We start from the raw sequence: 23,154 nt of genomic DNA, 5'->3' as shown, positions 1-23,154 counted from the left end.
CATTTGGTCAAACCAAATGGATAGACCGTTTGGGCAAGTTCTTCGGTATGCTGAGCCGTATGGGAAACCGAGAGGATCTGCTGGCCGGCGCCAAGCGATGCCTGATCGAACGCGGCTGGGCTCGCACGACCGTCCGGGACATCGCCTCGGCCGCTGGAGTGAGTCACGCCGCCATCGGCTACCACTTCGGCTCCAAAGATGCCCTGCTCACCCAGGCCCTGGTGGAGGCGGTTGACGAACTCGGCGCCGAACTCGCCCGTCGCACCCCCTCCGACGAGCCGGAAGAACGCTGGCAGACGCTGATCGACAGCTTCACCACTCATCGGGCGTTGTGGGTGGCCCAACTCGAGGCCGTAGTGCAGGCCGAGCGATCACCAGAGGTACGTGAACACCTCGCCAAAGGGCAACGCCAGGGACGCGAAGGGCTCGGCGGTTCCGTGCCGCTCGCGTTGCTGACCGGTCTGATGCTGCAGTGGCTGGTGGACCCGGATCACGCGCCCACCGGAGCAGATGTGATCAGCGAGCTCCGATCACTCCGTAACCTCTGAATATTCATCGGCTCGGATCGATATCAGACGGCGCCGAGCGTGGCGATGAGTTCAATGACCTGGTACGCGGTCGGGAAGTCCGGTGCCGCGTAGCGCAGCGTGCAGCCGTTTTCGAGCTCCATTCCCGGCACCAGCAGCGCGTGCTCGGTCATCCGCGGCCGGTGCACCCGTACTTCCAACCGCACCGGGCCGTCGAAACGCAGCGGACGGACGGCCCCCCGGCCGGCCAGCGCCTCAGGTATCGCCTGTTCGATCCTGTCGCATGCCTCGTCGGGGTGCAGCAGCGCGGCGGCGCGAGCGCCCAGCGCGTGCTTGACCACCACTGAGCGGATGCCCGGAGCAACATCGGCCGCCTCTGCCGCCACGCTGTCATCGCCGCTCACCAGCACCGGCGGTACGCCGCTGTGCGCCGCGAGCGCGGTGTTCAAGCCGATCTCGCCGAGGGAGCGGCCATTGCAGCGCACGTCGGCGATCACTCCGCCAGAGACGGTGTGAGCCATGACCGAGCGGGGCGTTCCCGCCTTGCCGTGATAGCCGATGAACAGTACCGCGTCGATAGTGTCCGCCAGTCCGGCCATCATTCCGCCGGGTTTGGGCGCGCCACGCAGTAACTCGGCACGCCGGTCCAGCAGTTCGGGGAGAAGATTGCGGAAACGCGCGTGGGCCTCGGTGACCAGCACCTGGGCGCCTGCCTCGTAGGCGTGGACGCCGCGGACGGCTGCGCTGGCCTCCGCCGTGAGCAGTTTGCGGTTGCGCTCGTATTCGCTGTGGCCGGGAATGACATCATCGCCATCGACCACCCCGGCGATTCCCTCCATGTCCACCGAGACGAGCACCCGCATCTCGATCACGCCTTTCCAGGTCGTTCGCACGTACGCCTGCGGCTGAAGCGTCATGGTATCTAGCGCTTTGCGGTCTCTCGGGGGTGTGGACGGCTGGCATGTGGATCGTGTCCGACTGGATCCCGGTTACCTGTACATATAATCCGTAGTACGCCGTGGTACGTAGGGGTACAATTGAGCCATGGATGCTCCGATGCCTCGACCGACCGAGGTGAGCGTGCGCCAGTTCGTCAATGACTCTGGAAGCGTCACGCGGGGCCTTCGCGAGGGAAAGCGATACATACTGACGATCAACGGCGAGCCGCTGGCCGAAGTGAAGCCGATCAAGCGCCGCCGGTTCGTTCCCACAGCTGAGGCGCAGGCCGTTTTCGCCACCGCCCCGGCTATTGACTGGGACGAGGTACGGGCTGATCTGGACACGATGATCGATGACGAGCTACGCGATCCGTTCGGCGGGACCGGCCTGTGACCCGGCATGAGCGGGGCGTTCTCGACACCAGCATCGTGGCCGCCTTCAAGCTCTTTGATCCCGCCGAACTGCCCGCGGAGTCAGCGATCACCGCCGTCACGCTTGGCGAGCTGTCGCGTGGCCCATACGCCACGGATGATCCGGTCAGGCGCGCGGGAAGGGTCGCGGTGCTCCAGTATGCCGAAGCGGCATTTGGTGACCCACTGCCGTACGACGCCGACGCCGCCCGCATGTTCGGGCAGATCTGCGCTGTCGTGTACGCGCAGGGCCGACAGCCACGAAGCCGGACCGCCGACTTGATGATCGCCGCGACAGCCGCCAGTAACGAGTTGCCCTTGTTCACCGCGAACCCCAAGGACTTTGACGGCCTGGAACGGCTCGTGAGCGTGGTCGCCGTGGCGCGACCTGATGGCGCGACGGGTTAGCCTCAGGAGCGGAATGAACATGATCGACAGTCTCGTCAGGCCGGCCGGGGAAGATGACACATATCCCACCGCCTCCAGTGGCGCGAAGGAACATCCGTAGCTCACTGGGACACCCGCAGCTTCCGTGGCATGCAGACGCCCCCGCGCCCATGGCGGGCGCGGGGGCGTTGCGCTTCCCAGCTGTGGGTCAGACCCGGAATGGCAGGTCGGCCATGTCTACACCGAGCACGCGTGGATGATCCGGGACGCCTACGGTTACCACACCTTCGATGACACCAACAGCTGGAGCGAGCGGCAGCTGACGCGCCAGTTCCGGACTTTCCTGCACGGCAGGGCGTGGACGCACGCCGAGGGGCCGGTGGCGTTGTTCGAGCAGTCGGTGGCGTGGCTGCGGCGGCATCGGGTGTTGCTGCCCGGGGTGACCGTGCTGGAGCGGCTGGTTGGCAGCGTGCGGGAACGGGCCGATGTCCGCATGTACACGGTGGTGACCAAGCAGGTCCGCCGTGCCGATCCGCACCTGCCGACCGCGTTGTCGGATCTGCTGGTAGTGCCCGAGGGATCGCGCATCTCGGAGCTGGAGAAGCTGCGGCAGGCGCCCAAGCGCACGTCAGGGACGGAGATGGTGCGGGCGCTGCAGCGGGTGGACAACCTGGCCGCCTTCGGGTTGAGCCGGGTCGCGGTGTCGAAGGTTCCGGTGCGGCGGATGAAGACCCTGGCCAAGTACGGGGCGGGCAGCAAGGCGCCGGCGCTGGACCGGCTGGTCGAGCCGCGCCGAACGGCGACGCTGCTGGCGGTCACGCGAAGTCTAGAGGCCGAGGCGATCGACGACGCTTTGGATCTGTTCGCGCTGTTGATGGCGACCCGGTTGATCAGCCCGGCCCGCCGCAAGTCCGCCGACGAACGGCTGCGGATGCTGCCCCGGCTGGAGCGGGCCTTCAAGCTGGTGGCCAAGGCCGGCCGCGTGCTGGTCGACCAGCTCGACTTGGTCGACCAGGAGGGTGCCGACCTCGATGTGGCGGCGATGTGGGCCGCGGTGGCCGAGATCGCCGACGTGAGCAAGGAGCAGGTCCGTGCGGCGCTGCAGGTGGTGGAGGAGCTGGTCCCTGAGGAGGACGGCGCGGCCGAGGCGGCGATGCGGGCCGCGCTGGTGGAGAAGTACCACACGGTGCGCCCGTTCCTGCGGCTGCTGGGCGAGTTGAAGGCACTGTCGGCGGCGCAGGGCGGGCGGCGCGTGCTGGCCGCGGTGCGCCGCTTGCCGGAGCTGTCGCGTCGGCAGGTGAGCAAGAAGCCGCTGTTGCCCAGGGAGATCGACGCCGCGCTGGTGACCGCGTCGTGGAAGCGGGCGGTGTATGCCAACCCGGACCTGCCGCAGGGCGCGGTCGATCGTGACGCGTACGTGGTGTGCGTGCTGGAGCACCTGCTACGGGCCCTGACGATCAGGGACGTGTTCGCCACGCCGTCGCTGCGCTGGGCCGACCCGCGCGCGCACCTGCTGGCCGGGGCGCGGTGGGAGTCGATCGCCGAGGATGTGCTGGCATCCTTGTCGCTCACCGACCCAGTCCAGGAGCACCTGAACGGCAAAGTCCTGGCCCTGGACGCGGCCTGGAAGCAGATGGACACCCGGCTGGAGGAGGCGGGCGAGGACGCGCTGGTCTCGGTGGTAACCCCGGCCGGGGGCGGGCGGGCCCGGCTGTCGGTGGAGAAACTCGGCGCGCTCGGCGAGAGCGAGTCCCTGGCGTGGCTGAGGGCCGCCTGCCAGGCCATGCTGCCCCGCATCGACCTGCCAGAACTGCTGCTGGAGGTGCACGCCTGGACCGGGTTTCTGGACGCCTACGTGCACCTGGCCGACATCTCCACCCGCATGAACCACCTGCCGACATCGCTGGTGGCGCTGCTGATCAGCGAGGCCTGCAACGTCGGACTGACCCCTGTGATCAAGGCGGGGGAAGAGGCGCTGACCCGTGGCCGGCTGTCCCACGTGGATCAGAATTACGTGCGCGCCGAGACGCACGCCGCGGCCAACGCGATCCTGATCGCACACCAGGGCAAGGTGCCGATCGTCGCCTCGTGGGGCGGCGGCTTGCTGGCCTCGGTAGACGGGCTGCGGTTCGTCGTCCCGGTCAAGACGATCAACGCCGGACCTTCACCCAAGTACTACGGCTACAAGCGCGGTATCACCTGGCTCAACGCAGTAAATGATCAGGTGGTGGGGATCGGGCAGATGGTGGTGCCGGGCACTCCCCGCGATTCGCTCTACATCCTGGACTGCCTGATCAACCTGGACGCCGGGCCGAAACCCGAGCTGGTCACGACGGACCAGGCCAGCGACAGCGACATGGTGTTCGGGATCTTCTCCATGCTCGGCTACCGGTTCGCGCCCCGCTTCGCCGACCTGGGCGACCAGCGGTTCTGGCGCGCCGAGCTGCCCGACGGCACCACCAGCGCATACGGGGTGCTGGAGGCGATCGCCCGGAACAAGCTGAACACCAAGAAGGTGATCGCCCAGTGGCCGGACATGCTCCGCGTCGCCGGATCGCTGGTGACCAACCAGGTGCGCGCCTACGATCTGCTGCGCATGTTCGCCCGCCAGGGTTCTCCGACGCCGCTGGGGCAGGCGTTCGCCGAGTACGGCCGTATCGACAAGACGATGCACCTGCTGAGCATGCTGGACCCGATGGATTCCAGCTACCGTCGGAGCCTGGGTAAGCAGTTGTCGGTCCAGGAGTCCCGGCACCGCCTGGCCCGCAAGATCTGCCACGGCAACTCGGGCCGGATCCGACAGGCATATCGGGAAGGCCAGGAGGATCAACTCGCGGCTCTTGGACTTGTCGTCAATGCCGTCGTGTTGTGGAACTCACGGTATCTGTCGGCGATCGTGGACCAGTTGCGCGCCCAGGGTGTGCCGGTCAAGGACGAGTTCGTGGCACGGTTGTCCCCGCTGGGCCACGCCCACCTCAACTGCCTGGGCCGCTACGCGATTGCTTCCTCGGCCCCGGACAAGGGCCTGCGGCCGCTCGGCGCGGCGGCGCTGCCCGAGGTCGGTGCCGCCAGTGCCGCTGTCGTGGACGATGACGGTGTCTGAACCGCTGACCGATGGCCGTCTGAATGACGGCTCAGCTCATGGGCTGGAGCTGTTTCACTTGCGTGTGTCCCAAAAGCGGCAGTGGTGTTCGGTGGAGCCGTCGCCATTGCTTCGGGCCGAGGAAAGGGAGCGGACGCGGTTCGCGCTCTTGCTGGTCAGGGGCTTCCATTGGGGCAGGCTCGGGTCGTTGGGATTGCCGGTGGCGGCGAAGCGGGTCCAGTAGGCGATCATCTGGTCGGCCAGCCGGCGTTGGCTTGTCGAGAGGGGCTGGGCGGTGGCGGCGCCGGGGCCGTCGAAGAGGTAGGGCAGTTCTCCGCCGTGGTAGGCACCCAGAGGGAAGGCGGCGGGGATGGGAAACCCGGATGGTCTGGGGGCGGGATCGTCGGCGAATTCGTATTGGTAGACGGGGGTCTTGCGGGCGAGCAGGCGGTTGCCCGCCTGGGTGGGGCAGGTCCAGCCGCGGTCGGTGGCGATGGCGGCCCATGCCAGGGAGGGGGAGCCGTGTGCGCTGAGGGGATACCTGGCCGCGACCCGCCGGGCGTCGGTGCCGAAGGCGGTGCGCAGGAACTGCTGATAGGTCTGCCGGGTCAGAGGCTGGCCGGGACCGTCGAAGTACATGGCCACGAAGTATCGGGCCTCGTGCGCGGTGGTGCCGGCCATGAGCGGCACCGGGTGGAGGCGTCCCTCGGCCACCGCCCGGCGCGGGTCGAGCGGCAGCGTGTCGCTTCCGTACGAGGGCGCCCAGGTGGCGGGCATCTTCTGCTGCGCGGCGAGCAGGGCCGGGACCGGGGCCTGGCGCAGGCAGGCCATCGTCTGGGCGGCGTCGGTGCATCCGATCTGTTCGGCGGCGGCTGCGGCGATCTGTTCGCCGGACTGCCGTGATGGCCACACGGTGTCGCCGCCGGCGGGGTCGATGCCCATCTGGCGCATCGAGCATGTGCCGCTTTGGATGATCGCCTTGTCGAACAGCCCCGCCGCCGTGGGGGATGTCAGCTGGGCGCAGGTGCTGAACGCGCCCGCGGACTCGCCGAGCAGGGTGATGTTGCGCGGGTCGCCGCCGAAGGCCGCCGCGTTGTGCCGTATCCAGCGCAGCGCGGCCTGCTGGTCGAGCAGGCCGAATGCGCCCGAGCCGGGCAGGGCGGGGTGGCCAAGGAAGCCGAAGATGCCCAGCCGGTAGTTGACGGTCACGACGACCACGCCCGCCTTCGCCAGCCGCTGGGTGTCGTAGTCGCCGCCGGCGCCCTGGGTGAAGCCGCCGCCGTGCAGCCAGACCATCACAGGCAGCCGTTGTCCGGCGGGCACGGTCCGGGGGGCGGTGACGTTCAGGTACAGGCAGTCCTCGGTGGTGCTGGCCGGGTTGGAGTCGGCGGGATTGGCGTTCTGCGGGCAGCGCGGGGCCGTGCGGGTGCCGTCCTTGACGCCTTTCCACGCTTGGACGGGCTGGGGCGGCTGCCAGCGCAGCGTTCCGGTCGGTGGCGCGGCATAGGGGATGGCGTTGAACCGCTGCACGTCCCGGCCGATGTGAGCGCCGGTGACGGCGCCGGACGAGGTGTGCGCGACAGACTGGCGCGAGCTCGATGCGGGGCCGGTGGCGCTCGCGCAGGCCGCGACGACGGACAGACCGGCCACCGCCGTGACCAGCCGCACGCGCGCCGTCCTGCGCGCCGTTCCTCGGGGTCTCATCGGCGCACCGCCCGATACGTCGCGATGAGCAGGAACGCGGCTCCGAGGGTGCCCAGGGCGAGATCGGCCCAGCCGGGGACGCCGACGGCGCGCAGGATGCCGGCGATTCCGAAGCTGGTGTCCCACTGCGCCTCGGTGATCGCCGAGCCGAACCCCTGCACGGTGAACAGAGCTCCGGCCAGCCACAGCGCCTTATCGGCTGTGCGGTTGCGTGTTTGCGAACGACTCATGGCGTCCTCCCTTGTTCCGATGCGTACGCATCAAATAAACCGGAAAAGTTGATACGATGCAACCGCATCGAAATGCTGTCGGAAGGAACCCCATGCCCAAGCAGGTCGACTACGAGACGCGACGCCGCCACATCGCCGAAGCGGTCTGCGACCTGATCGACCGGCACGGCCCCGAAGGCGCGACCCTCCGGGACGTGGCGCAGCAGGCTGGGGTGTCCATGGGAGCAGTGCAGCGATGCTTCGCCACCAAGGACGAGATGCTCGCCTTCGCACTGCACCACATCACCGAACGCATCACCGCGCAGGGCCAGGAGGAGATCGACGCCTCCGCCGCCAAGGAGTCGGCGGTGACCCTGCTCACCGCCACCCTGCGTACGCTCACCCTGATCGAGCCGCACCAGCGACGCGACGCCAGGATCCTGGCGGCCTTCACCGCCCACGCCACGGCCATCCCGTCCCTGGCGGAAATCCTGCGCCAGGCCCACGCCAAAACGCGCGACCTGCTGGTCTGGCTGATCCGCTATGGCCAGCGAACCGGCGAGTTCCGCGACGACCTCGACGCCGACCTGGAGGCCGAGACCCTCCTGCCACTCGTCGAAGGGCTGACCTCACTCGCCCTGCTCGGACACCGCCCCACCGTGCCCGCCCACGACACGCTGACTCGTCGTATCGACGGCCTGCTCATGCAGCCATCCCGGCCAAGCCGACCGGCCTCATCGACCGCAATCACCTGAGGGTGCCTTGCGAGCGCGGCACCAGCGCTGCGTCCGTCACACCACGTACGCCAAGACGCCTTCCAGAGGCGCCAGACGTTCACCGTCACGCTTGGCGTGTGATGTTCTTCACCGCCGGCGTCCGCAGCGACCCTCAGCCGGTTGCTCTATGCGAGCGGGCCTTGCGGTGCGAATCAGCAGGATGGAGACCAATGATTGCGGGATAACCTTTGTTATCTGGCAAGATAGCGATCACAGACCAGGCGCGAGCTGGGCGGAGCGCTTCCGGCACTCAGGCTTCGTTTCCCGGTTATCTGGCAACTACACAGGCGATGGAGGACGACGGCGTGAACGAGGTGATCGCCGAGCAGCTCGGCCGCGGCCATCCACTCGCCACGCACCTGGACGACTTCCTCACCGACAAGCGCAACGCCGGCGCCTCCGGCCAGACGATCCGCGCCTACCGCGGCGACCTGATCCAGTTCACCGCCCACGTCGACGGCGAGCTCGCCGAGTTGACCGCCGCGCCCATCCGGGCCTTCCTCGCCGACCTCGGCCAGTTGTCGGCCGCCACCCGCAAGCGCAAGCGGGCCGCGATCGCCTCCTTCTGCCGCTGGGCCGTCAGGCACGACCTGCTCGACGCCAACCCCATGGACCGCATCGACACCATCAAGGTGCCCAAGACGCTGCCCCGCCCGGCCGCGGCCGCCGACGTCGCCAAGGTCCTGGCCGCGATCTGCTCGCGGCGGCCGCGAAAAGACCTGCCACTGGACCGGCTGCGCGACCGGGCGCTGTTCGAGACCGCCTACGTCTGCGGCGCCCGCGCCGCCGAAGTGTGCGGCCTGTACGTCGAAGACCTCGACCTGCGTATGGACGACGAACACGTCCGCATCCACGGCAAAGGCGGCAGCGTGCGCACCGTCCTGTTGGACGACCGCGGCTACGTCGCCCTGCTCAAGTTCTACCTAGCCCGCGCCGACTACACCGCCGGGCCGCTGTTTCGCGCCTCCATCAACGGCTACGGCGGGCCCCTGTCCTACGACGCCGCCCACCACCGCTGGCAGGGCTACTGCACCGCCGCACGCGTCGAGATCGACATCCACCAGCTGCGCCACGCCCACGCCACCGAACTCATCAACGCCGGGGTGTCCATCGAGGCCGTCCGCCGCCGCCTCGGCCACGCCTCCACCGAAACCACCCAGCTGTACGCGTTGCTCGACGATAAGGTCGCCGACGCCGAGATCCGCGCCGCCCGCCGACGCCGCGACCGGGCAACGCGCTGAAGAACCTTCACGACCAAGAGCGACCTCACTCGCTGCGACCAAGATCCTTCTCAGCGCCAACGGCTGTCCGCCGGTTCCTCACCCCCGTACTCCGCCAGTACTTCCCCAAGGGCACCGATCTGTCCGTCCACACCCGCGACCAGCTCGACGCCGTGGCCGCTGAGCTGAACTCCAGGCCTCGCAAGACGCTCGCTTGGGACACCCCGGCCGAACGCCTCGCGGAACTCCTGGCGGCGTGTGCCTGACCTAGGAGTCGGGTGGGCTTGTTGACCTCAAGCGCGGTTGAGTTTCTAGGGTCGTCGGTGACGAAAGGAGCTCGACTGTGACGACATTGGTGACGGGTGCGACGGGGAACACCGGCCGGCACGTTGTGGCAGAGCTGGTCCGCCGAGGAGAGCGTGTCCGGGCACTGACGCGGAATCCGGCTGCGACTGCGGGAAGGTTTCCGGCCGAGGTGGAGCTGGTGGCCGGCACGCACAATGAACCGGGCACGTTGGACGCCGCACTTGATGACGTCAGCCGGTTGCATATCACGGTGACGGCGGGGCTCGCCGAGGTCGGTCACGAGTTGGTCCAGCGGGCAGTCGCCGCAGGGGTTCGGCGCATCACCGTGCTGTGGGGCGGTTGGGTGGGCCCGGTCGAGCAGGCCGTGGTGGACTCGGGCGTGGAATGGACACGTCTGGAAGCACAAGAGTTCATGTCCAACACGTTGACCTGGGCCGAATCGATTCGAGCAGACGGGGTGGTCCGGGAGCCGTACGACTTTCCCAGTGCGCTGGTGCATGAGGCCGACATCGCGGCCGTGGCAGCCGTTGCGCTGCTCGACGATGGCCATGCGGGGCGTTCCTACAACCTCACCGGACCGGAATCGCTGACTCCGAGGGAACGGATCGCGATCCTGTCCCGGGCGACCCGCCGCGACATCACTTTCGAGCCGATCACGCACGAACAGGCCATCGACAGGCTGATGACCACCGGTGTGTCCCCCGCGGACGCCGAGTATGTCGTCGGCTGGTATGCCGCACCCAGCGATTCCTCCACGACCGTGGACGACACTGTCGAACGGGTGACCGGCCGTCCGGCGCGCACGTTCACTCAGTGGGTGGCCGAGCACACAGAACGCTTTTAGGCCGGGATGACATGCCTGTCGGCTAGACACGCTGGCCGTCTGCCTGGTTCAGAGCTATGGGTTTCCGCGTTCCCCGAAACATGAGGTAACGCGGAAACCCAGGTGCTCGCTATGCTGACTGCCGCCAGCGACTGATCACCGTGTTGCGACGACCCCTAGAAAGCACCAGAAGTGATCATGGGCCGTTTCTGTATTGAGTGGGCATTCCGGTTGTTGATCAATGGACTCCGTAGCAGGCTAGAGGGTACCTGGGGCCGCGAGATCGGAGTCTTCCCATGTCTCTGCGGCCCCGCTCCTACTCTCAGGTGCCTGAGGAAACCGCTCGGGTAGCGCGAGCGGCTTTCCCGGGCGGAAGTCCGGCCATCCGGATCCGCGACGCCCTCGGAGTCATCTACGAAGACGAGCAGTTCGAGGACCTGTTCCCATCGCGGGGGCAGCCCGCGCTGTCGCCGGGGCGCCTGGCAATGGTGTTGGTGATGCAGTTCAGCGAGGGCTTGCCTGACCGGCAGGCCGCTGAGGCGGTACGGGCGCGCATCGATTGGAAGTACGCTCTCGGCCTCGACTTGGCCGATCCGGGCTTCGACTTCTCGGTGCTGAGCGAGTTCCGGACCCGACTGGTGGCCGGGAACTGCGAACAGCAGATCCTGGACACCGTGCTGGAGCGGGCGGCGGAAGCCGGACTGCTCAAGACCGCAGGGCGTGCCCGGACCGATTCCACCCACGTGCTGGCGGCTATCCGTGACCTCAACCGGCTGGAGTTGGCCGGCGAGACGCTGCGGGCCGCGCTCAACGCGCTGGCCGCGGCTGCGCCCGACTGGCTGACCAGCGTGGCCGACCCTGACTGGCATGACCGGTATGACCGCCGGATCGAGGATTTCCGGCTGCCCAAGGCGCTGCCCGCGCGCATCGAACAGGCCGAGGTTTTCGGTGCCGACGGCATCGCTCTACTCAAGGCGGTCCATGACGCTTCGGCGCCGGCGTGGCTGCGCCTGATCCCCATGGTGCAGAGGCTGCGGCAGGTGTGGGTGCAGCAGTTCCACACCGTCGATGACGTGGTGCGCTGGCGGCACCCCAAAGACCTTCCCCCGAGCAGCGCGCGGCTGGTCTCGCCCTATGAGGCTCAAGCTCGCATCCTTCGGTTCGATCGTCACAGTGCGTCGTGGTGGATCTTCCAGGAGAACTCGGTGTCGGCGACCAGTTCCACGACGGCTTGGTTGCGGGTTCGCCGCATGCCCGGGGTGCGCGTGACCTCGGTGCCGCTACGGCGGCGGGCCTTCCATCCATGGCGGGCTGGGCCGACAGTGCCCAGCAGCTCACCGGCGATGATGACGTGGTAGACGCCGTCACCGCGGCCGGTCGCCACGACCTGGACGGCGTCGAGCTCGGCGTCGGTGTACCAGCGCGGCCGCCGGGTCGGGTCGGCCTCGGACGTCCACGGCCGCGTGCCCTCGGCAGGCTCGGGAGCCGAGCCGCTCGCCGAGCTCGGCGAGCTCGTTGCCGGGGCGGCGGGCCGGTCGACGGCAGCCGCCGCGGTGGTGTCGGCGGCCGCGCCGGGCGAGTCGTCCTCTTCCAGCGCCCGGTACAGGGTCGAGCGGCCGACGCGGAGCTCGCGAGCGATCTGCGTGACCGACTGGCCGCGCTCGCGGCGGGCTCGGGCGGCGGCGAGCACATCCTCGGTCACCGCGACCGGGCGGCCGCCCGTACGGCCGGCGGCGCGGGCGGCGGCCAGGCCGTCCAAGGTGCGCTCCTGGATGAGGTCGCGCTCCATCTCGGCGGCCATCGCCGCGACCAGGAACAGCATCTTGTCCCCCATCGTCTGGCCGTTCGGGCGGTGGATGCCGGCGCAGATGCCGGTCAGGATGTGCAGGTTGATGCCGCGCGGCGCGAGCTGGTCTTCCAGGAAGACCAGCAGCTCCTTGACGCTGCGGGCCACCCGGTCGGGCTTGGTGATGACCAGCGTGTCGCCCGGCTTCATGCTGGCCATGGTCGCGGTGAGCTTGGGCCGCTCGGCGCGGCGGGTCGAGATGGTCTCCTCAACGATCTCGCGGCAGTCGGCGCCGCCCAGCAACTCCAGCTGCGCCGCGTGGTCCTGGGCGCGGGTGGAGATCCGGGCGTAGCCGACGCGGATCGCGTTCGCCAGCCCCCGGCGCTCCGCCGTCTCGGTCATGATGCTCCGTTCAAAGATCAGGACGCCCGTGCACGCGAGTTCGGACATCCGTGCAGAGGACTTCGGAAAGTGCAGAGGACTTCGGACATCCGGCAAGGTGAGGCGGCGGGTGCCCCTGGTGGTGGGTCGCCCGCCGCCGGCCAGGTCAGTCGGTGCCGATGCCCGCCGCCTGCCACTTGCGCAGGGTCGCCAGGAACTCCGGCGTGGGGGTGATCTCGATCGGGACGCCAATGCCTTCGATCTGCACCGCGGCGGCGAGCGTGGCCTGGATGGTCGCGGGGCCGTCGTCGGTGATGACGTCCCAGCTCTCGACCTTGCCGCCGTCGTCGTTGTAACGGGCGATGTCGCGGATCTGGTTGATCTTCATGAGCGGCCTCTCCTCAGTGGGCTTACTCACAATGTCCCGAAAACCGTCCCGAAACACAAGCACCCCCGGAAGTTTCTGGGACGAGTTTCGGGACGGGCGTTCCTGCGGAAACACTGGCGTCCGGAGTCCCAGGACGACTCCATGGGCGCCTACACGGCCGTCCATCTAACGACCGTTATTGGGACGGCTTCTCACCAGGGCCAATCCAGACGTGGCAGTGGGCACACCAGTCGCGGGCGGTGGCCAGGTCGGGGAAGGTCCGGTACGGGCCGTAGATTTCCTTGGGCCAGCGCCGCTCGTGCTCGGAGGCGTGCTGGTCCGGGGTCTGGGTGTCGGCGATCGACTTGGTGTGGGCGTCCTTGGCTCGGTAGGTGGCGGCCTGCTTGCGCGCGGCGGCGGCGGCCTTCTTGGCGTCCCGGGTGGCGTGCGGGCCGGCCGCGATCCGCTTCCCGTGCCGCGCGGCGGCCGTCTCCAGCGTCGCGTGCTCGGCGTCGGACAGGCGGAGGTTGACGCGTTTGCCGCGCTGTCCCTGGCCGCGTTCCCGGGGCCGCCGGCGGCGTGCCGGTGGCAGCTTCTCAGCATCCGTCACGTCCGCCTCCTCAGCGTTTGGGGAACCCAAAGCACTATCTTGCTCCGTCGGCAGCGCGGACGCGGCGATGCCGTTGAGAGCAGGGCTGTCGGTTGCATATGAAGCTGTCGGTGTCCGAATGTTGTTGTCGGTGCTCGTGTCGGTGCTCAGGTTGAGTCGTCGGATTCTGCCTTCGGCTGCCGGTTCCCGCCGCCCTTATGGCGGCTTCACGAGGAGTGGCCGATCATGGGGCGATGGCGGGAAATAGGTTGCTCAGGCTCACTCCAGTCTTCGGAGCGGCTGTCGTCGCCATCTACCTGATCGGCTACGGGCAGATGCGGTTCGTCACTGTTCCGACCGTGTTCCTCCCGGGCGAGGACGACACCGAATTCCTGAACATCGTCACGGAGATCGTGGCGGGACCTATCGCATTCGCCTGCGTGTTCTTCACGCTAGCGACGTTCGCCTTCTGGCGCCTGGCCGCGGCTCGGCCCACCGCCCGCGTGCTGCTCGTGGCGGGCCTGCTCACGCCGCCCTACCTGCTCGGCCTGTATCTCGTGGGCGACGCCAATCCGGCGCACCACCTGATGTGGCTCGAACCCGATGCCTACACAGGCCGTGAGGTCAGCCCCGAGGAGTTCAACCTCGACTGGAGCCCTCCCACGCTCACCGCGGTCCTGGCAGCGGCGGCGATCGCACAGATCTGGGGCGTGCTGCGACTGGCCCGCGGTCTGGAGGTCCCGCCCTCGCCGCACGCGGCCCGTCTGCTGCTCCTGCAGCCGGTCTGGTATGCCGCCTACCTCGCGGTGTGCTCGTTCGATATCTGGTTCACCTCGGTCACGGCACGTCCTGCGACTCCGGACGAAGTGGCCTGGGGCGGCATGCCGGAGGGCCTGGTACGGGACGCGTGGAGCCTACTCCCCGCTGTCGCGATCACCATGGCGGTCATGAGCGCCGCGATTGTTGCCATGGGCGTGGCGGCACGCCGTGGCAGCGCGCGATTGCGGGTGCTTACGGCTATGGTGACCCCGTTCAACATGCTGGGGCTCACGGTTCTCGCAGTTGCGGGCCCGCTGGGGCCAGTCGGGCCGTACCCGGGGGTGGCGGCCGAGATCCGGCCCTTCTGGCACGTCCCCTTGCTCACCGCGCTCGCCGGCGGCGCCATGGTCTCCTACCTGTACGCGGTGAGGCGTTCCGCGATGAGCCGGCAGAGCCTCTCGGTCCCGGTAGGCGGATCCAACTAATCTGGACATTCGAGCCCATCATTGGCAATGAGACCTGAACAACTTCACTCGAAACCGTCCAGGCCAGGGTGTCGTGCCACAGGTCAGCACGTGTCCCTTCCGCCAACTTCGGTCATGCTTGTGGATTCACATGATCATCGGGAAGGTACACCCCTTCCCGATGATCCACAGATCTCAAGCATTGCTCCGGGGAGGCCAGTTGCCAGGCGTCCGTTGATCTGTGACTGGGCGGCGAGGAGCCCACCCGCGAGGAATATGAGCGGTGTCGGCGTACGGCTACCAGTGCAGAGCCGGGTTCAAGCAGATGTACAGAGGCTGGTGGGAGTCAGGTGGTGGTGATCACGACCTTGCCGAAGGCGCCGCGTTCGAGGTGGGCGAGGGCGGAGGGGAGGTCCTGCAGGGCGTACTCGGCCGCGATCACCGGGTGCAGGGCGATGCGGTCGACCGCGCGGACGAGATCCTCCAGCGCTCGCCGGTGACCGACCTGCAGGCCGTCGATGCGTAGCTTCTTGCGGGCCAGGTGAGCGACATGGCCGGAGATCTCATACCTCTGGAGAATGCCGATGAGCGAGATGTGGCCGCCGACCGCTGCCGCCTCGATCGAGCGGGCGAGGTGGTGCGCACCGATGGTCTCCAGGATGTGGTCGGCCCCACGGTCGCGGGTTGCTTCGTAGACAGCCTTGACCCAGTCCTGGGTCGCCCTGTTGATCAGATGGGCGGCACCTAGATCCTCGGCTCGGGCGAGTTTGGCGTCGTCGCCGGAGACCACGATGACCTCGGCGCCGTGGGCCGCGGCGATCTGCAGGCCGAACAGGGCGACCCCACCGGTGCCCAGGACGACCACCGTCTGGCCCGCATGTACCCGGCCCTGCTCGACCAGGGCGGTCCAGGCCGACAGGGCGGCCATCGGCAGCGTGCTCGCCTCGACGTCGCTGAGCCTGGCCGGTGCCCGCACGGCCCACTCCTGATCGAGGGCAACATACTCGGACAAGACCCCGGGGTAGTGACCGCTCCCGAGAGCCTCCGGTCCCCCCATCCGGGCATTGCCCGGGCCCGCCCCGTCGACCCAGCCTGGCAGGCAGGCGGAGATGACGCGATCCCCGGGCGCGAAGCGGTCTACTCCCGTCCCCACGGCCACGACCTCGCCCGCCATGTCGGAGCCGGGCACGAACAGGCCGTTGTCGGGGAAGGCCATAGTCAGCCCCTCGTCGATGGCGAGCCTGTCGCGGTAGTTGAGCGCGACCGACGACACCTTGACCAGAATCTCTCCGGGCGCGGGATCCGGAATGGGGCCCTCGATGAGTTCCAGGTTGGCACGGCCGGTCGTCTTCATCGTCCATTGCTTCATGGCCTCCAGACTCGCCACCGTCCGCGGCCGCCTCCAGACCCTGGCGTGGCTGGTCAGCAGCTGCCTGGCACAGCCAGGGTCAGGCAGCGGGGTGGCCCGCGCGGCACACTGGAGACATGGCAGACACCACCACGCTCGGGGAGTTCCTACGCATCCGGCGCGGCAGGCTCAAGCCGCAGGACGTGGGCATCGCCTCCTACGGTGAGCGCCGGGTGCCGGGGCTGCGCCGTGAGGAACTGGCCCAGCTCGCGGGGGTGAGCGTTACCTACTACACGCGGCTGGAGCAGGGCCAGAGTCACCAGGCGTCGGAATCGGTCATCGAGGCGCTGGCCCGAGCGCTGGAGCTCAGCGACGATGAGCGCACCTACCTGCACAATCTCGCCAGGCCCAGTACGGCACGCCCGCGCATCGCCGTACCAGCGACGGTGCGACGGGGCACCCGACAGCTCATCGACTCCCTGGAGTGGCCCGTCGTCGTGATCGGGCTGCGCACCGAGGTGCTGGCGTGGAACTCCCCGGGGCATCGGCTCCTGGCAGGGCACCTCGACCGGGACGCACCCGATCACGTCGAGCAGCGCCCCAACCTGACCAGGATGCTGTTCCCGGATCCGCACCACCGTGACCTCTACCCGCGCTGGGCCACCTCGGCATCATGTGCCGTCGCATCGCTGAGACTCACCGTCAGCCGACATCCCGACGACCCCGAGTTGGCCGCGCTGATCGGCGAGCTGGCCATGAAGAGCGAGGAGTTCGCCGCGCTGTGGTCCGCACATCCGGTCGCCGAACACGCCTCCGGCCCTCGTCACCTGCGGCATCCCGAGATCGGCGAACTCGATCTGGACCTGGAGACACTACTGCTGGCCGACGAGCCCGACCATCGCCTGCTCATCTACAGCGCCGTAGAGGGAAGCCCGTCCCAGGCCGCGCTGCGACTGCTGTGGGTCTGACCAAGGACATGGGCCTCAGTTATTCGCAGCAGACCCCGCTGCACTTCTTCCAGCCGGCGACCGGTGCGTTCATCTAACGCGTTTGATGAACGCAACTAGGGCACTCGGACGAACCAGGGCCTGCGGGCGCCGTGTCCGATTTCGATGTTCATTTTGCCGTTCATCTTCGCCTGTTCTCTGCTACCGTTCGGATACCTCGAACGAGACGTTTGATGAACGGAGGCGTGCTTCACGATGGCGCTCATCGGCCTGGTCCGGGTCAGCACCGACAAGCAGAAGACCCAGCGGCAGCACGACGCTCTCGATCCGATCTGCCTGAAGGTCATCGAGGAGAAGGCCAGCGGCAAGCTCACCACCGCGGACCGGCCCGACCTCCTCACCGCGTTGTCCTACATCCGCGAAGGCGACCTGCTGACCGTCCAGGAAGTCGACCGGCTCGGCCGCAACCTCCTGGAAGGACTGATCGTCCTCAACGACCTGTTCCAGCAAGGCATCGGCGTCAAGGTCCTGGAGGGCATCGCCGTCGGCGAGCACACCGAACGCTCCTTCATCCTCGACCTGGCCCTCGCCCTAGCCGAGGACCGCCGCCGCGACATCGTCCGCAAGACCAAGAACGGACTGGAGACCGCCCGAAAGCAAGGCAAGGTCGGAGGCCGCCGCCCCGTGGTCGACGACGACAAACGCGCCGCGATCCTCGACCGCCGCCGACGCGGGGAATCCATCCGCATCATCGCCGCCGGAGTCAAAGTCTCGGTCGGCGTCGTGCACAAAACCCTGGCCGACGCCAGGGAACAGCAACCGTAGCCATTCCGCCGATCCACCGGCTCGAGTACACAGCGTTACTAATCACTCTTAACGAGTCCAGCCGCTCCGGCAGACTCGGGCCTGGACAGCCGCCGGTGGGTGAGCACTCATAGCTACTGGACCTTGAGTCCCGCCCAAAGATCGTGCCCCCACTGGTCGGCCGGGAGAGTTGATCGCCGCTGGGATGTCGTGCCCATCCGTAGGGGTGTGAGCACTGCTTGATTAGTTCGCTGACGGTTCTCCCGCAGGCTGTTGAAATCGATCGGCATCGGAAAACGGGAGAAGCGTTGCGCCTGTTCGTGGGAGATGACTGGGCCGAACAGCATCACGACGTCGAGCTGATGGACGCCTCGGGGCGCAGGCTGGCCAAGGCCCGCCTGCCCGAGGGAATAGCCGGGATGACCAAACTGCACGCGATGATCGCTGAGCAGGTTGGTCAGGACGTGGAGGCCGCCGACGTCGAAGTGCTGGTGGGGATCGAAACCGACCGCGGCCCGTGGGTGCAGGCGCTGCTGGCGGCCGGATACACGGTGCTGGCGGTCAATCCGCTGCAGGCGGCACGGTATCGGGAACGCCTGAGCGTATCGGGCGCCAAAAGCGACGCGGCCGATGCGCACATGCTGGCCGACATGGTCCGCACCGACTCCCACCAGCTGCGTCCGGTGGCCGGCGATAGCGCCGAAGCCGAGGCGATCAAGGTGGTGACACGGGCGCACAAGACACTGATCTGGGAACGGACCCGCCATGCTCAGCGGTTGCGGCACGCGCTGCGCGACTACTTCCCCGCAGCCCTGGAGGCGTTCGAGGACCTGGCCGCAACCGACACCCTGGAGTTGCTGGCCAAGGCCCCTGATCCCGCGTCGGCGGCCAAGCTGACCATCGGCCAGATCACCGCCGCGCTCAAACGAGCTCGCCGCCGGGGCATTGCCGACAAGGCCGCCGCGATCCAGGCGGCGCTGCGCACCGAGCACCTGGGGCAGCCAGCAGCCGTGACGGCCTGAACCTCCTGTAGCTACGGCGAGCCGCCACCCTGACCGGCCCTGCGAACTAATCGGGCGATATGCGGACAGTGAGATATCGGTTCCAGTACGTAGCGATCTCAAGTAGTGCATACCTTCCGGTAACCCCTCGGCTCCCACGACTGTGATCGGGCCGTCTAGAGCATGGATCGGGGAGGGAACTCCGTCGTGCGTATCGACTGGGAACAGGATGAGCTGATCAGCGCGTGGACGCTGGTCGAGGGGGATTGGGACCTGGTCGGCGAAAAGGCGGGGGCCGGCAGGCTCGGGTTCGCGTTGATCTTGAAGTTTTACGAGATCGAGGGACGGTTTCCCGCCTATCCCGAAGAGATCCCGGCGGCCGCGGTGGAGTACGTGGCGTCGCTGGTGAAGGTCGAGACGGAGCTGCTGGCGAAGTACTCCTGGCGGAGCCGGACCATCGAGCGCCACCGGGCGCAGATCCGCAAGCGCTTTGGCACCGCCCGGCGACCGAGGACGATGAGGAGCGGCTGGCCCAGTGACTGGCCGACAAGGTGTGCCCGATCGAGACGAATCGTGATCGCCTGGCCGAGGCGGTGCGGGAGCGGCGCCGGAGTATGAGCATCGAACCGCCGACCAGCGGCCAGGTGGAACGGGTCGTGAACTCCGCAGGCCGCCGCTTTGAGGAGGTTTTCGCCGAGCAGGCGATGGCGCGGCTCGGGCCGATCGTGTGCGCTCGCCTTGAGAAACTGCTTGGACGGCCGCACGTGCTGGCCGAGCTGAAGTCCGACCCCGGGCCGCTGGGGCTGGACACCCTGCTCACGGAGATTGGGAAACTGGCGACGGCGCGCTCCCTGGGGCTGGGTGAGGCGGTGTTCAACGAGACCTCCGATCAGATCGTGGCGGCGTGGCGAGGCCGGGCGATGCGGATGTATCCCTCCGACTTCGCGGCCTGCCCGCCGCCGGTGCGCTACACGCTGCTGGCGGCGCTGTGCTGGACGCGCCAGGCCGAGCTCGTGGACGGGCTGGTGGAGCTGTTGATCGGGTTGATCCACCGGATCAATGCCCGCGCCGAGCGGCGGGTGGAAAAGGAGCTGATCGGGCAGCTCGCCGCGGTGCCCGGCAAGCGCGGCATCTTCACCAAGATGGTCAACGCCGCGCTGAGCAAGCCCGATGAGACGGTTCGGCAGGTGGTCTTTCCCGCGGTGCCGGGCGGGGAGAAGACGCTGCGGGCACTGGCCCAGGAGCTGATAGCCACTGAGCGCGTGGTCGCCGAGCGGATCCGCTACCAGCTGCGGGGTTCCTACTCGCACTACTACCGGCGGATGCTGGCGCCGCTGCTGGCCGCGCTGGAGTTCAAGTGCCACAACACCGCCTACCGGCCGGTGATGGACGCGATCGAACTGCTGGCCCATTACGCGGGCGTCGATTCCGACCAGCGGCACTACGCCGCAGCCGAGACGGTGCCGATCGACGGCGTGGTGCCCAAGGCGTGGCTGGACGGCGTCGTCGATGCTGGCAGCGGCCGGGTGGAGCGCATCCCGTACGAGCTATGCGTGCTGATCGCGCTGAAGGACGCGCTGCGCCGCCGCGAAATCTACGTCGAGGGTGCCGGCCGATGGCGCGATCCCGATGAGGACCTGCCCGGCGACTTCGAGGACAATCGGGACGTGCACTACGCGGCGCTGGCCAAACCGCTGGATGCCACGGAGTTCATCACCGGCCTGAAGACGCGGATGCGGGCCGCCCTGGACAAGCTGAACACCGGCCTGACCGCCGGCAGTACCGGCGGGGTGCGGATCATCACCCGGGCCGGCAAACCGTGGGTGAGCGTCCCCAAGCTCGACAAGCTGCCCGAGCCGAAGAACCTCGGCAAGCTGAAGGCCGAGGTCCAGCGCCGGTGGGGCACCATCGACCTGCTCGACATCCTCAAGGACACCGCCTTCCTCACCGACTTCACCGACGCCTTCACCTCGGTGGCCACCCGCGAGGTCCTAGACCGTCAGACGCTGAACCGCCGGCTGCTGCTCGTGCTCTTCGCGCTTGGCACGAACATGGGGATCCGGCAGATGGCCGCGACCGGCGACCACGGCCAGGACGAGGCCGCGCTGCGGCACGTGCGCGCGACCTACGTCACCCGCCAGAACCTGCGCGCGGCGATCGTCGCGGTGGTCAACGCCACCCTGGAGGCCCGCGATCCTGCGTGGTGGGGTGAGGCGACCAGCACCGCCTCAGACTCCAAACGGTTCGCCTCCTGGGACTCCAATCTGATGACCGAGTTCCATGCCCGCTACGGCGGTTACGGCGTCATGATCTACTGGCAGTGCGACCTGAAAGCCGCACAATTCGAGCAAATGTCAGAAAGGAGCTATCGACATTTTCGACCTGTGACCAATTGGTCGATTCCTCAGCCAGCGTGCGGAGGGAGTAATCCCTCGGTGCGAAGCCTGGCCAACAGACCGAAGGCCGAAACGACCGCTGGATCGGCACGGGTCAGAGGAAAGTCTGGACGGATGAACACAAGTGAACCCTTGACGAGGACTCGTAAAGATCACCCGCCTCAGTGGGAGCAGTCGAGGCGGTCTAGTACGGCAGCCGCCATTCGTTAGCTGAGCTGCTTGTATGCGGTGGTCAGGCGGGCGCGGCGGTGGAACCATCGGGCGCGTGCTTGGTGGCGGCGGCGCCAGGCTGACCAGTGCACGGTGTGTTCCAACGACAGGCTGTGCGCGGTGGCGGCGTTGAACAGGCGCTTGATCTCGGCGACCGTCAGCGGAATCATGCCGGGCTCGGCAGGCGGCTGTTGGTCGGGGCTGATGGGTGGTGGGGCTTGGGTGTCGGTGCGGCACCGGGCCGTTGCGGCGGTGACCGCGCAGATAGCCAGGGCTGCCATGACGAGCACGGTGTGGCGCAGGATCGCCTCATAGAGGCGGACCTGGGACTGATCCAGGCCGAACAGATCCTTTCCCAACTCGAAAGTCTCCTCCACCGGCCATCTCAGCCCGGCGGCCGATATCAGGCGGGCCATGGTTGCGGGCTGACCTTCGGGCACGAAGCAGTAGTGGAAGGCCAGCTCACCGGTTGTGCGGTGCTTGCGGATCAGCAGAAAGTGGGTCGGGCTGGCGGTGGCGATCCAGGCCCATGCGTAGGTGCGCTCGCCCTTGGAGCCGTCCGCGGCCGAGCGGATGGTCCACTTGCGTTTCTGCTTCAGGTGCCTGGTCACCACTTGTTCGCAGGTCAGGCAGGTGCCGACGCCGAGGGTGAGGATGAAGGTGGAGCGGATGCGCAGCACGTAGGCCTGGGCGTGCGCGTGTAGGAAGGCGCGCAGTTTCGTGCATGCGCCGTAGACCTCGTCGCCGGCCACGAAGTCCAGGCGCACGCCATCATGGAAGGCATCGCGCAGCAGGTCGATGGCCAGTTCGCCTTTGGTGGCGAAGGTCAGCTGCAGCGGCAGCGCGGTGGTGATCGCCGTGACCGGGTCGCTGATTTGCTCGGCGGAGATCCATTGCCGCGCGGCGATCAGCGCGTGCCCGGCGTCGGCGCGGACGTAGGCGAGGTGGACCGTGTTGATGCCGTTGTCGATGCCGCCCGCGCAGCCCATGTACTGGCCGCTTGACCCCGGCGGTGGCGGTGCCTTTTTTCTCCTGGCCGGTCTCGTCCAGCGCGCCCACCCTCAAGGCGGCTGGCGGGGCCGCGGCGTCCAGACGAGTGACGGCGAAGCGCCGCACGATGCTCATCGCGCCCGCGGTGTCCCAGCTGGCGCGGTTGAGCAGGCGCTGGGTAGCGTCGGGGCTGTGGTCGCCTGCCCACTCAGCGATCGTCCAGCCGTTGCGTTTGGGCAGGTCGGACATCAGGGCTCGGACGTACTTGACGGCTTGCAGCCGTGGTTCGATCCGGGCGAACATCGGAGCCAGCGCGGTCGTCAGGTCCTCGGAGTTTCGCCGTACCCGCGCGGCCTCTACGATGAGCGCGGCAGCCGCTCTCGATTTTGTTCTCGTCACACAGACATGATCACGAGCGGCTGCTCTCGTTGTGCTGGATCGCCGTCACAAGACCGCATCGATCAACGGCGTATCATCCCAGCTCACATAGCGAATGGCGGCTGCCGTACTAGGAGCTACCGGGTGAGAACCCCAGCGCGACTCTTGGCTGGCTGCCAAGGCCGGAGTAGGTCACCGCGGCTTCCGGGTCAGAGAGGGCATCCACCCCAGACGCATCTCGCATGTGCGGAACAGAGAAACCCCGTAGCGGTCCCCTTGGGGTAGACCGGAGGTAACGAAGGTTCAATTCCCCTGCGGGTAAAGGATGGTCCGAGAAGCGAAAGCCGCCAC

At 67.8% G+C, this 23,154-nt stretch carries 19 protein-coding genes and 5 pseudogenes; 15 read left to right on the top strand and 9 right to left on the bottom strand.

Features of this window, described 5'->3' with window-relative positions; all coding sequences use genetic code 11:
- Positions 1-29 precede the first annotated feature (29 nt).
- On the top strand, positions 30-548 hold the full coding sequence (locus ACGFJ2_RS39095; protein WP_358179917.1) for a TetR family transcriptional regulator: 519 nt from the start codon (positions 30-32) through the stop codon (positions 546-548).
- A 23-nt stretch (positions 549-571) separates the two neighbouring features.
- Here the strand turns inward: ACGFJ2_RS39095 and ACGFJ2_RS39090 are convergent, their stop codons facing one another.
- Positions 572-1,444 carry a M55 family metallopeptidase gene (locus tag ACGFJ2_RS39090; RefSeq protein ID WP_393477204.1) on the bottom strand — a complete coding sequence of 291 codons (873 nt, stop codon included), beginning with the start codon at positions 1,442-1,444 and terminating at the stop codon, positions 572-574.
- A 163-nt stretch (positions 1,445-1,607) separates the two neighbouring features.
- Here ACGFJ2_RS39090 and ACGFJ2_RS39085 point away from each other — a divergent pair, with 163 nt between their 5' ends.
- From ACGFJ2_RS39085 to ACGFJ2_RS39075, 3 genes and pseudogenes are all read left to right on the top strand, one after another.
- On the top strand, positions 1,608-1,859 hold the full coding sequence (locus ACGFJ2_RS39085; protein WP_358179923.1) for a hypothetical protein: 252 nt from the start codon (positions 1,608-1,610) through the stop codon (positions 1,857-1,859).
- A 35-nt stretch (positions 1,860-1,894) separates the two neighbouring features.
- Entirely contained in the window at positions 1,895-2,284 is a 390-nt protein-coding gene (locus tag ACGFJ2_RS39080) for a type II toxin-antitoxin system VapC family toxin (protein ID WP_393477202.1), read from the top strand.
- A 223-nt stretch (positions 2,285-2,507) separates the two neighbouring features.
- Positions 2,508-5,366 (top strand): annotated as a pseudogene (locus tag ACGFJ2_RS39075) (Tn3 family transposase); the annotation flags it as partial.
- Between the two features lie 54 nt (positions 5,367-5,420).
- Here ACGFJ2_RS39075 and ACGFJ2_RS39070 read toward each other — a convergent pair.
- Together ACGFJ2_RS39070 and ACGFJ2_RS39065 are read right to left on the bottom strand one after the other, a co-directional pair.
- Positions 5,421-7,049, bottom strand: coding sequence for a carboxylesterase/lipase family protein (locus tag ACGFJ2_RS39070; RefSeq protein ID WP_393477199.1), 1,629 nt, complete (start codon positions 7,047-7,049; stop codon positions 5,421-5,423).
- Entirely contained in the window at positions 7,046-7,279 is a 234-nt protein-coding gene (locus ACGFJ2_RS39065; RefSeq protein ID WP_225302423.1) for a hypothetical protein, read from the bottom strand. The genes ACGFJ2_RS39070 and ACGFJ2_RS39065 overlap by 4 nt, the downstream gene beginning before the upstream one ends.
- A gap of 92 nt (positions 7,280-7,371) precedes the next feature.
- Here ACGFJ2_RS39065 and ACGFJ2_RS39060 point away from each other — a divergent pair, with 92 nt between their 5' ends.
- The 5 genes and pseudogenes from ACGFJ2_RS39060 to ACGFJ2_RS39040 all read left to right on the top strand — a co-directional run.
- Positions 7,372-8,013 carry a TetR/AcrR family transcriptional regulator gene (locus tag ACGFJ2_RS39060; protein ID WP_357955414.1) on the top strand — a complete coding sequence of 214 codons (642 nt, stop codon included), beginning with the start codon at positions 7,372-7,374 and terminating at the stop codon, positions 8,011-8,013.
- 326 nt (positions 8,014-8,339) lie between these two features.
- A complete protein-coding gene (locus ACGFJ2_RS39055) occupies positions 8,340-9,275 on the top strand; it encodes a tyrosine-type recombinase/integrase (protein ID WP_393477196.1) in 936 nt (311 codons plus the stop codon).
- 86 nt (positions 9,276-9,361) lie between these two features.
- Positions 9,362-9,520, top strand: a pseudogene (locus ACGFJ2_RS39050) (IS30 family transposase); the annotation flags it as partial.
- Positions 9,521-9,597: 77 nt separating this feature from the next.
- Positions 9,598-10,404: an NmrA family NAD(P)-binding protein gene (locus ACGFJ2_RS39045; RefSeq protein WP_393477193.1), complete on the top strand. Its 807-nt coding sequence runs from the start codon at positions 9,598-9,600 to the stop codon at positions 10,402-10,404.
- A 275-nt stretch (positions 10,405-10,679) separates the two neighbouring features.
- Positions 10,680-11,045 (top strand): annotated as a pseudogene (locus tag ACGFJ2_RS39040) (transposase); the annotation flags it as partial.
- 506 nt (positions 11,046-11,551) lie between these two features.
- Here ACGFJ2_RS39040 and ACGFJ2_RS39035 read toward each other — a convergent pair.
- The 3 genes from ACGFJ2_RS39035 to ACGFJ2_RS39025 all read right to left on the bottom strand — a co-directional run bounded on the left by ACGFJ2_RS39035 (position 11,552) and on the right by ACGFJ2_RS39025 (position 13,527).
- Entirely contained in the window at positions 11,552-12,571 is a 1,020-nt protein-coding gene (locus ACGFJ2_RS39035) for a recombinase family protein (RefSeq protein WP_393477190.1), read from the bottom strand.
- A gap of 145 nt (positions 12,572-12,716) precedes the next feature.
- A complete protein-coding gene (locus ACGFJ2_RS39030; protein ID WP_393477187.1) occupies positions 12,717-12,938 on the bottom strand; it encodes a hypothetical protein in 222 nt (73 codons plus the stop codon).
- Positions 12,939-13,113: 175 nt separating this feature from the next.
- Positions 13,114-13,527: a hypothetical protein gene (locus ACGFJ2_RS39025; RefSeq protein WP_393477184.1), complete on the bottom strand. Its 414-nt coding sequence runs from the start codon at positions 13,525-13,527 to the stop codon at positions 13,114-13,116.
- Positions 13,528-13,760: 233 nt separating this feature from the next.
- On the opposite strand from ACGFJ2_RS39025, the gene ACGFJ2_RS39020 reads away from it, so the two are divergent.
- Entirely contained in the window at positions 13,761-14,750 is a 990-nt protein-coding gene (locus ACGFJ2_RS39020; protein ID WP_393477181.1) for a hypothetical protein, read from the top strand.
- Between the two features lie 325 nt (positions 14,751-15,075).
- On the opposite strand, the gene ACGFJ2_RS39015 is transcribed toward ACGFJ2_RS39020, so the two are convergent.
- On the bottom strand, positions 15,076-16,098 hold the full coding sequence (locus ACGFJ2_RS39015) for an NAD(P)-dependent alcohol dehydrogenase (RefSeq protein ID WP_393477178.1): 1,023 nt from the start codon (positions 16,096-16,098) through the stop codon (positions 15,076-15,078).
- Between the two features lie 116 nt (positions 16,099-16,214).
- On the opposite strand from ACGFJ2_RS39015, the gene ACGFJ2_RS39010 reads away from it, so the two are divergent.
- The 5 genes from ACGFJ2_RS39010 to ACGFJ2_RS38990 all read left to right on the top strand — a co-directional run bounded on the left by ACGFJ2_RS39010 (position 16,215) and on the right by ACGFJ2_RS38990 (position 21,435).
- A complete protein-coding gene (locus ACGFJ2_RS39010) occupies positions 16,215-17,045 on the top strand; it encodes a helix-turn-helix transcriptional regulator (protein WP_393477175.1) in 831 nt (276 codons plus the stop codon).
- A gap of 234 nt (positions 17,046-17,279) precedes the next feature.
- Positions 17,280-17,849, top strand: a complete 570-nt coding sequence (locus ACGFJ2_RS39005; RefSeq protein WP_393477172.1) for a recombinase family protein — start codon at positions 17,280-17,282, stop codon at positions 17,847-17,849.
- 287 nt (positions 17,850-18,136) lie between these two features.
- Positions 18,137-18,850: an IS110 family transposase gene (locus ACGFJ2_RS39000; protein WP_393477168.1), complete on the top strand. Its 714-nt coding sequence runs from the start codon at positions 18,137-18,139 to the stop codon at positions 18,848-18,850.
- A 186-nt stretch (positions 18,851-19,036) separates the two neighbouring features.
- Positions 19,037-19,447, top strand: a complete 411-nt coding sequence (locus tag ACGFJ2_RS38995) for a DUF4158 domain-containing protein (RefSeq protein WP_393477165.1) — start codon at positions 19,037-19,039, stop codon at positions 19,445-19,447.
- Positions 19,444-21,435 carry a Tn3 family transposase gene (locus ACGFJ2_RS38990; protein ID WP_393477162.1) on the top strand — a complete coding sequence of 664 codons (1,992 nt, stop codon included), beginning with the start codon at positions 19,444-19,446 and terminating at the stop codon, positions 21,433-21,435. Before ACGFJ2_RS38995 ends, ACGFJ2_RS38990 begins: the two co-directional genes overlap by 4 nt.
- Here ACGFJ2_RS38990 and ACGFJ2_RS38985 read toward each other — a convergent pair.
- Together ACGFJ2_RS38985 and ACGFJ2_RS38980 are read right to left on the bottom strand one after the other, a co-directional pair.
- Positions 21,432-22,451: pseudogene (locus ACGFJ2_RS38985) on the bottom strand (transposase); the annotation flags it as partial. The gene ACGFJ2_RS38990 and the pseudogene ACGFJ2_RS38985 sit on opposite strands and share 4 nt — an antisense overlap.
- A 25-nt stretch (positions 22,452-22,476) precedes the next feature.
- Positions 22,477-22,728, bottom strand: a pseudogene (locus ACGFJ2_RS38980) (IS701 family transposase); the annotation flags it as partial.
- Positions 22,729-23,154 lie beyond the last annotated feature (426 nt).

It is taken from the genome of Nonomuraea sp. NPDC049028 (assembly GCF_043197735.1).
GTDB lineage: Bacteria > Actinomycetota > Actinomycetes > Streptosporangiales > Streptosporangiaceae > Nonomuraea.
Note: the sequence above shows the minus strand (reverse complement) of the source record. Positions and strands in the feature narration are given on the sequence as shown.

Excerpts from the sequence above, each read along its gene's own strand:
- ACGFJ2_RS39035 (WP_393477190.1), bottom strand. The coding sequence starts at position 12,571 with ATGACCGAGACGGCGGAGCGCCGGGGGCTGGCGAACGCGATCCGCGTC.
- ACGFJ2_RS39030 (WP_393477187.1), bottom strand. The coding sequence starts at position 12,938 with ATGAAGATCAACCAGATCCGCGACATCGCCCGTTACAACGACGACGGC.
- ACGFJ2_RS39010 (WP_393477175.1), top strand. The coding sequence starts at position 16,215 with ATGGCAGACACCACCACGCTCGGGGAGTTCCTACGCATCCGGCGCGGC.
- ACGFJ2_RS39065 (WP_225302423.1), bottom strand. The coding sequence starts at position 7,279 with ATGAGTCGTTCGCAAACACGCAACCGCACAGCCGATAAGGCGCTGTGG.
- ACGFJ2_RS39070 (WP_393477199.1), bottom strand. The coding sequence starts at position 7,049 with ATGAGACCCCGAGGAACGGCGCGCAGGACGGCGCGCGTGCGGCTGGTC.
- ACGFJ2_RS39005 (WP_393477172.1), top strand. The coding sequence starts at position 17,280 with ATGGCGCTCATCGGCCTGGTCCGGGTCAGCACCGACAAGCAGAAGACC.
- ACGFJ2_RS38990 (WP_393477162.1), top strand. The coding sequence starts at position 19,444 with ATGAGCATCGAACCGCCGACCAGCGGCCAGGTGGAACGGGTCGTGAAC.
- ACGFJ2_RS39090 (WP_393477204.1), bottom strand. The coding sequence starts at position 1,444 with ATGACGCTTCAGCCGCAGGCGTACGTGCGAACGACCTGGAAAGGCGTG.
- ACGFJ2_RS39020 (WP_393477181.1), top strand. The coding sequence starts at position 13,761 with ATGGCGGGAAATAGGTTGCTCAGGCTCACTCCAGTCTTCGGAGCGGCT.
- ACGFJ2_RS39060 (WP_357955414.1), top strand. The coding sequence starts at position 7,372 with ATGCCCAAGCAGGTCGACTACGAGACGCGACGCCGCCACATCGCCGAA.
- ACGFJ2_RS39015 (WP_393477178.1), bottom strand. The coding sequence starts at position 16,098 with ATGAAGCAATGGACGATGAAGACGACCGGCCGTGCCAACCTGGAACTC.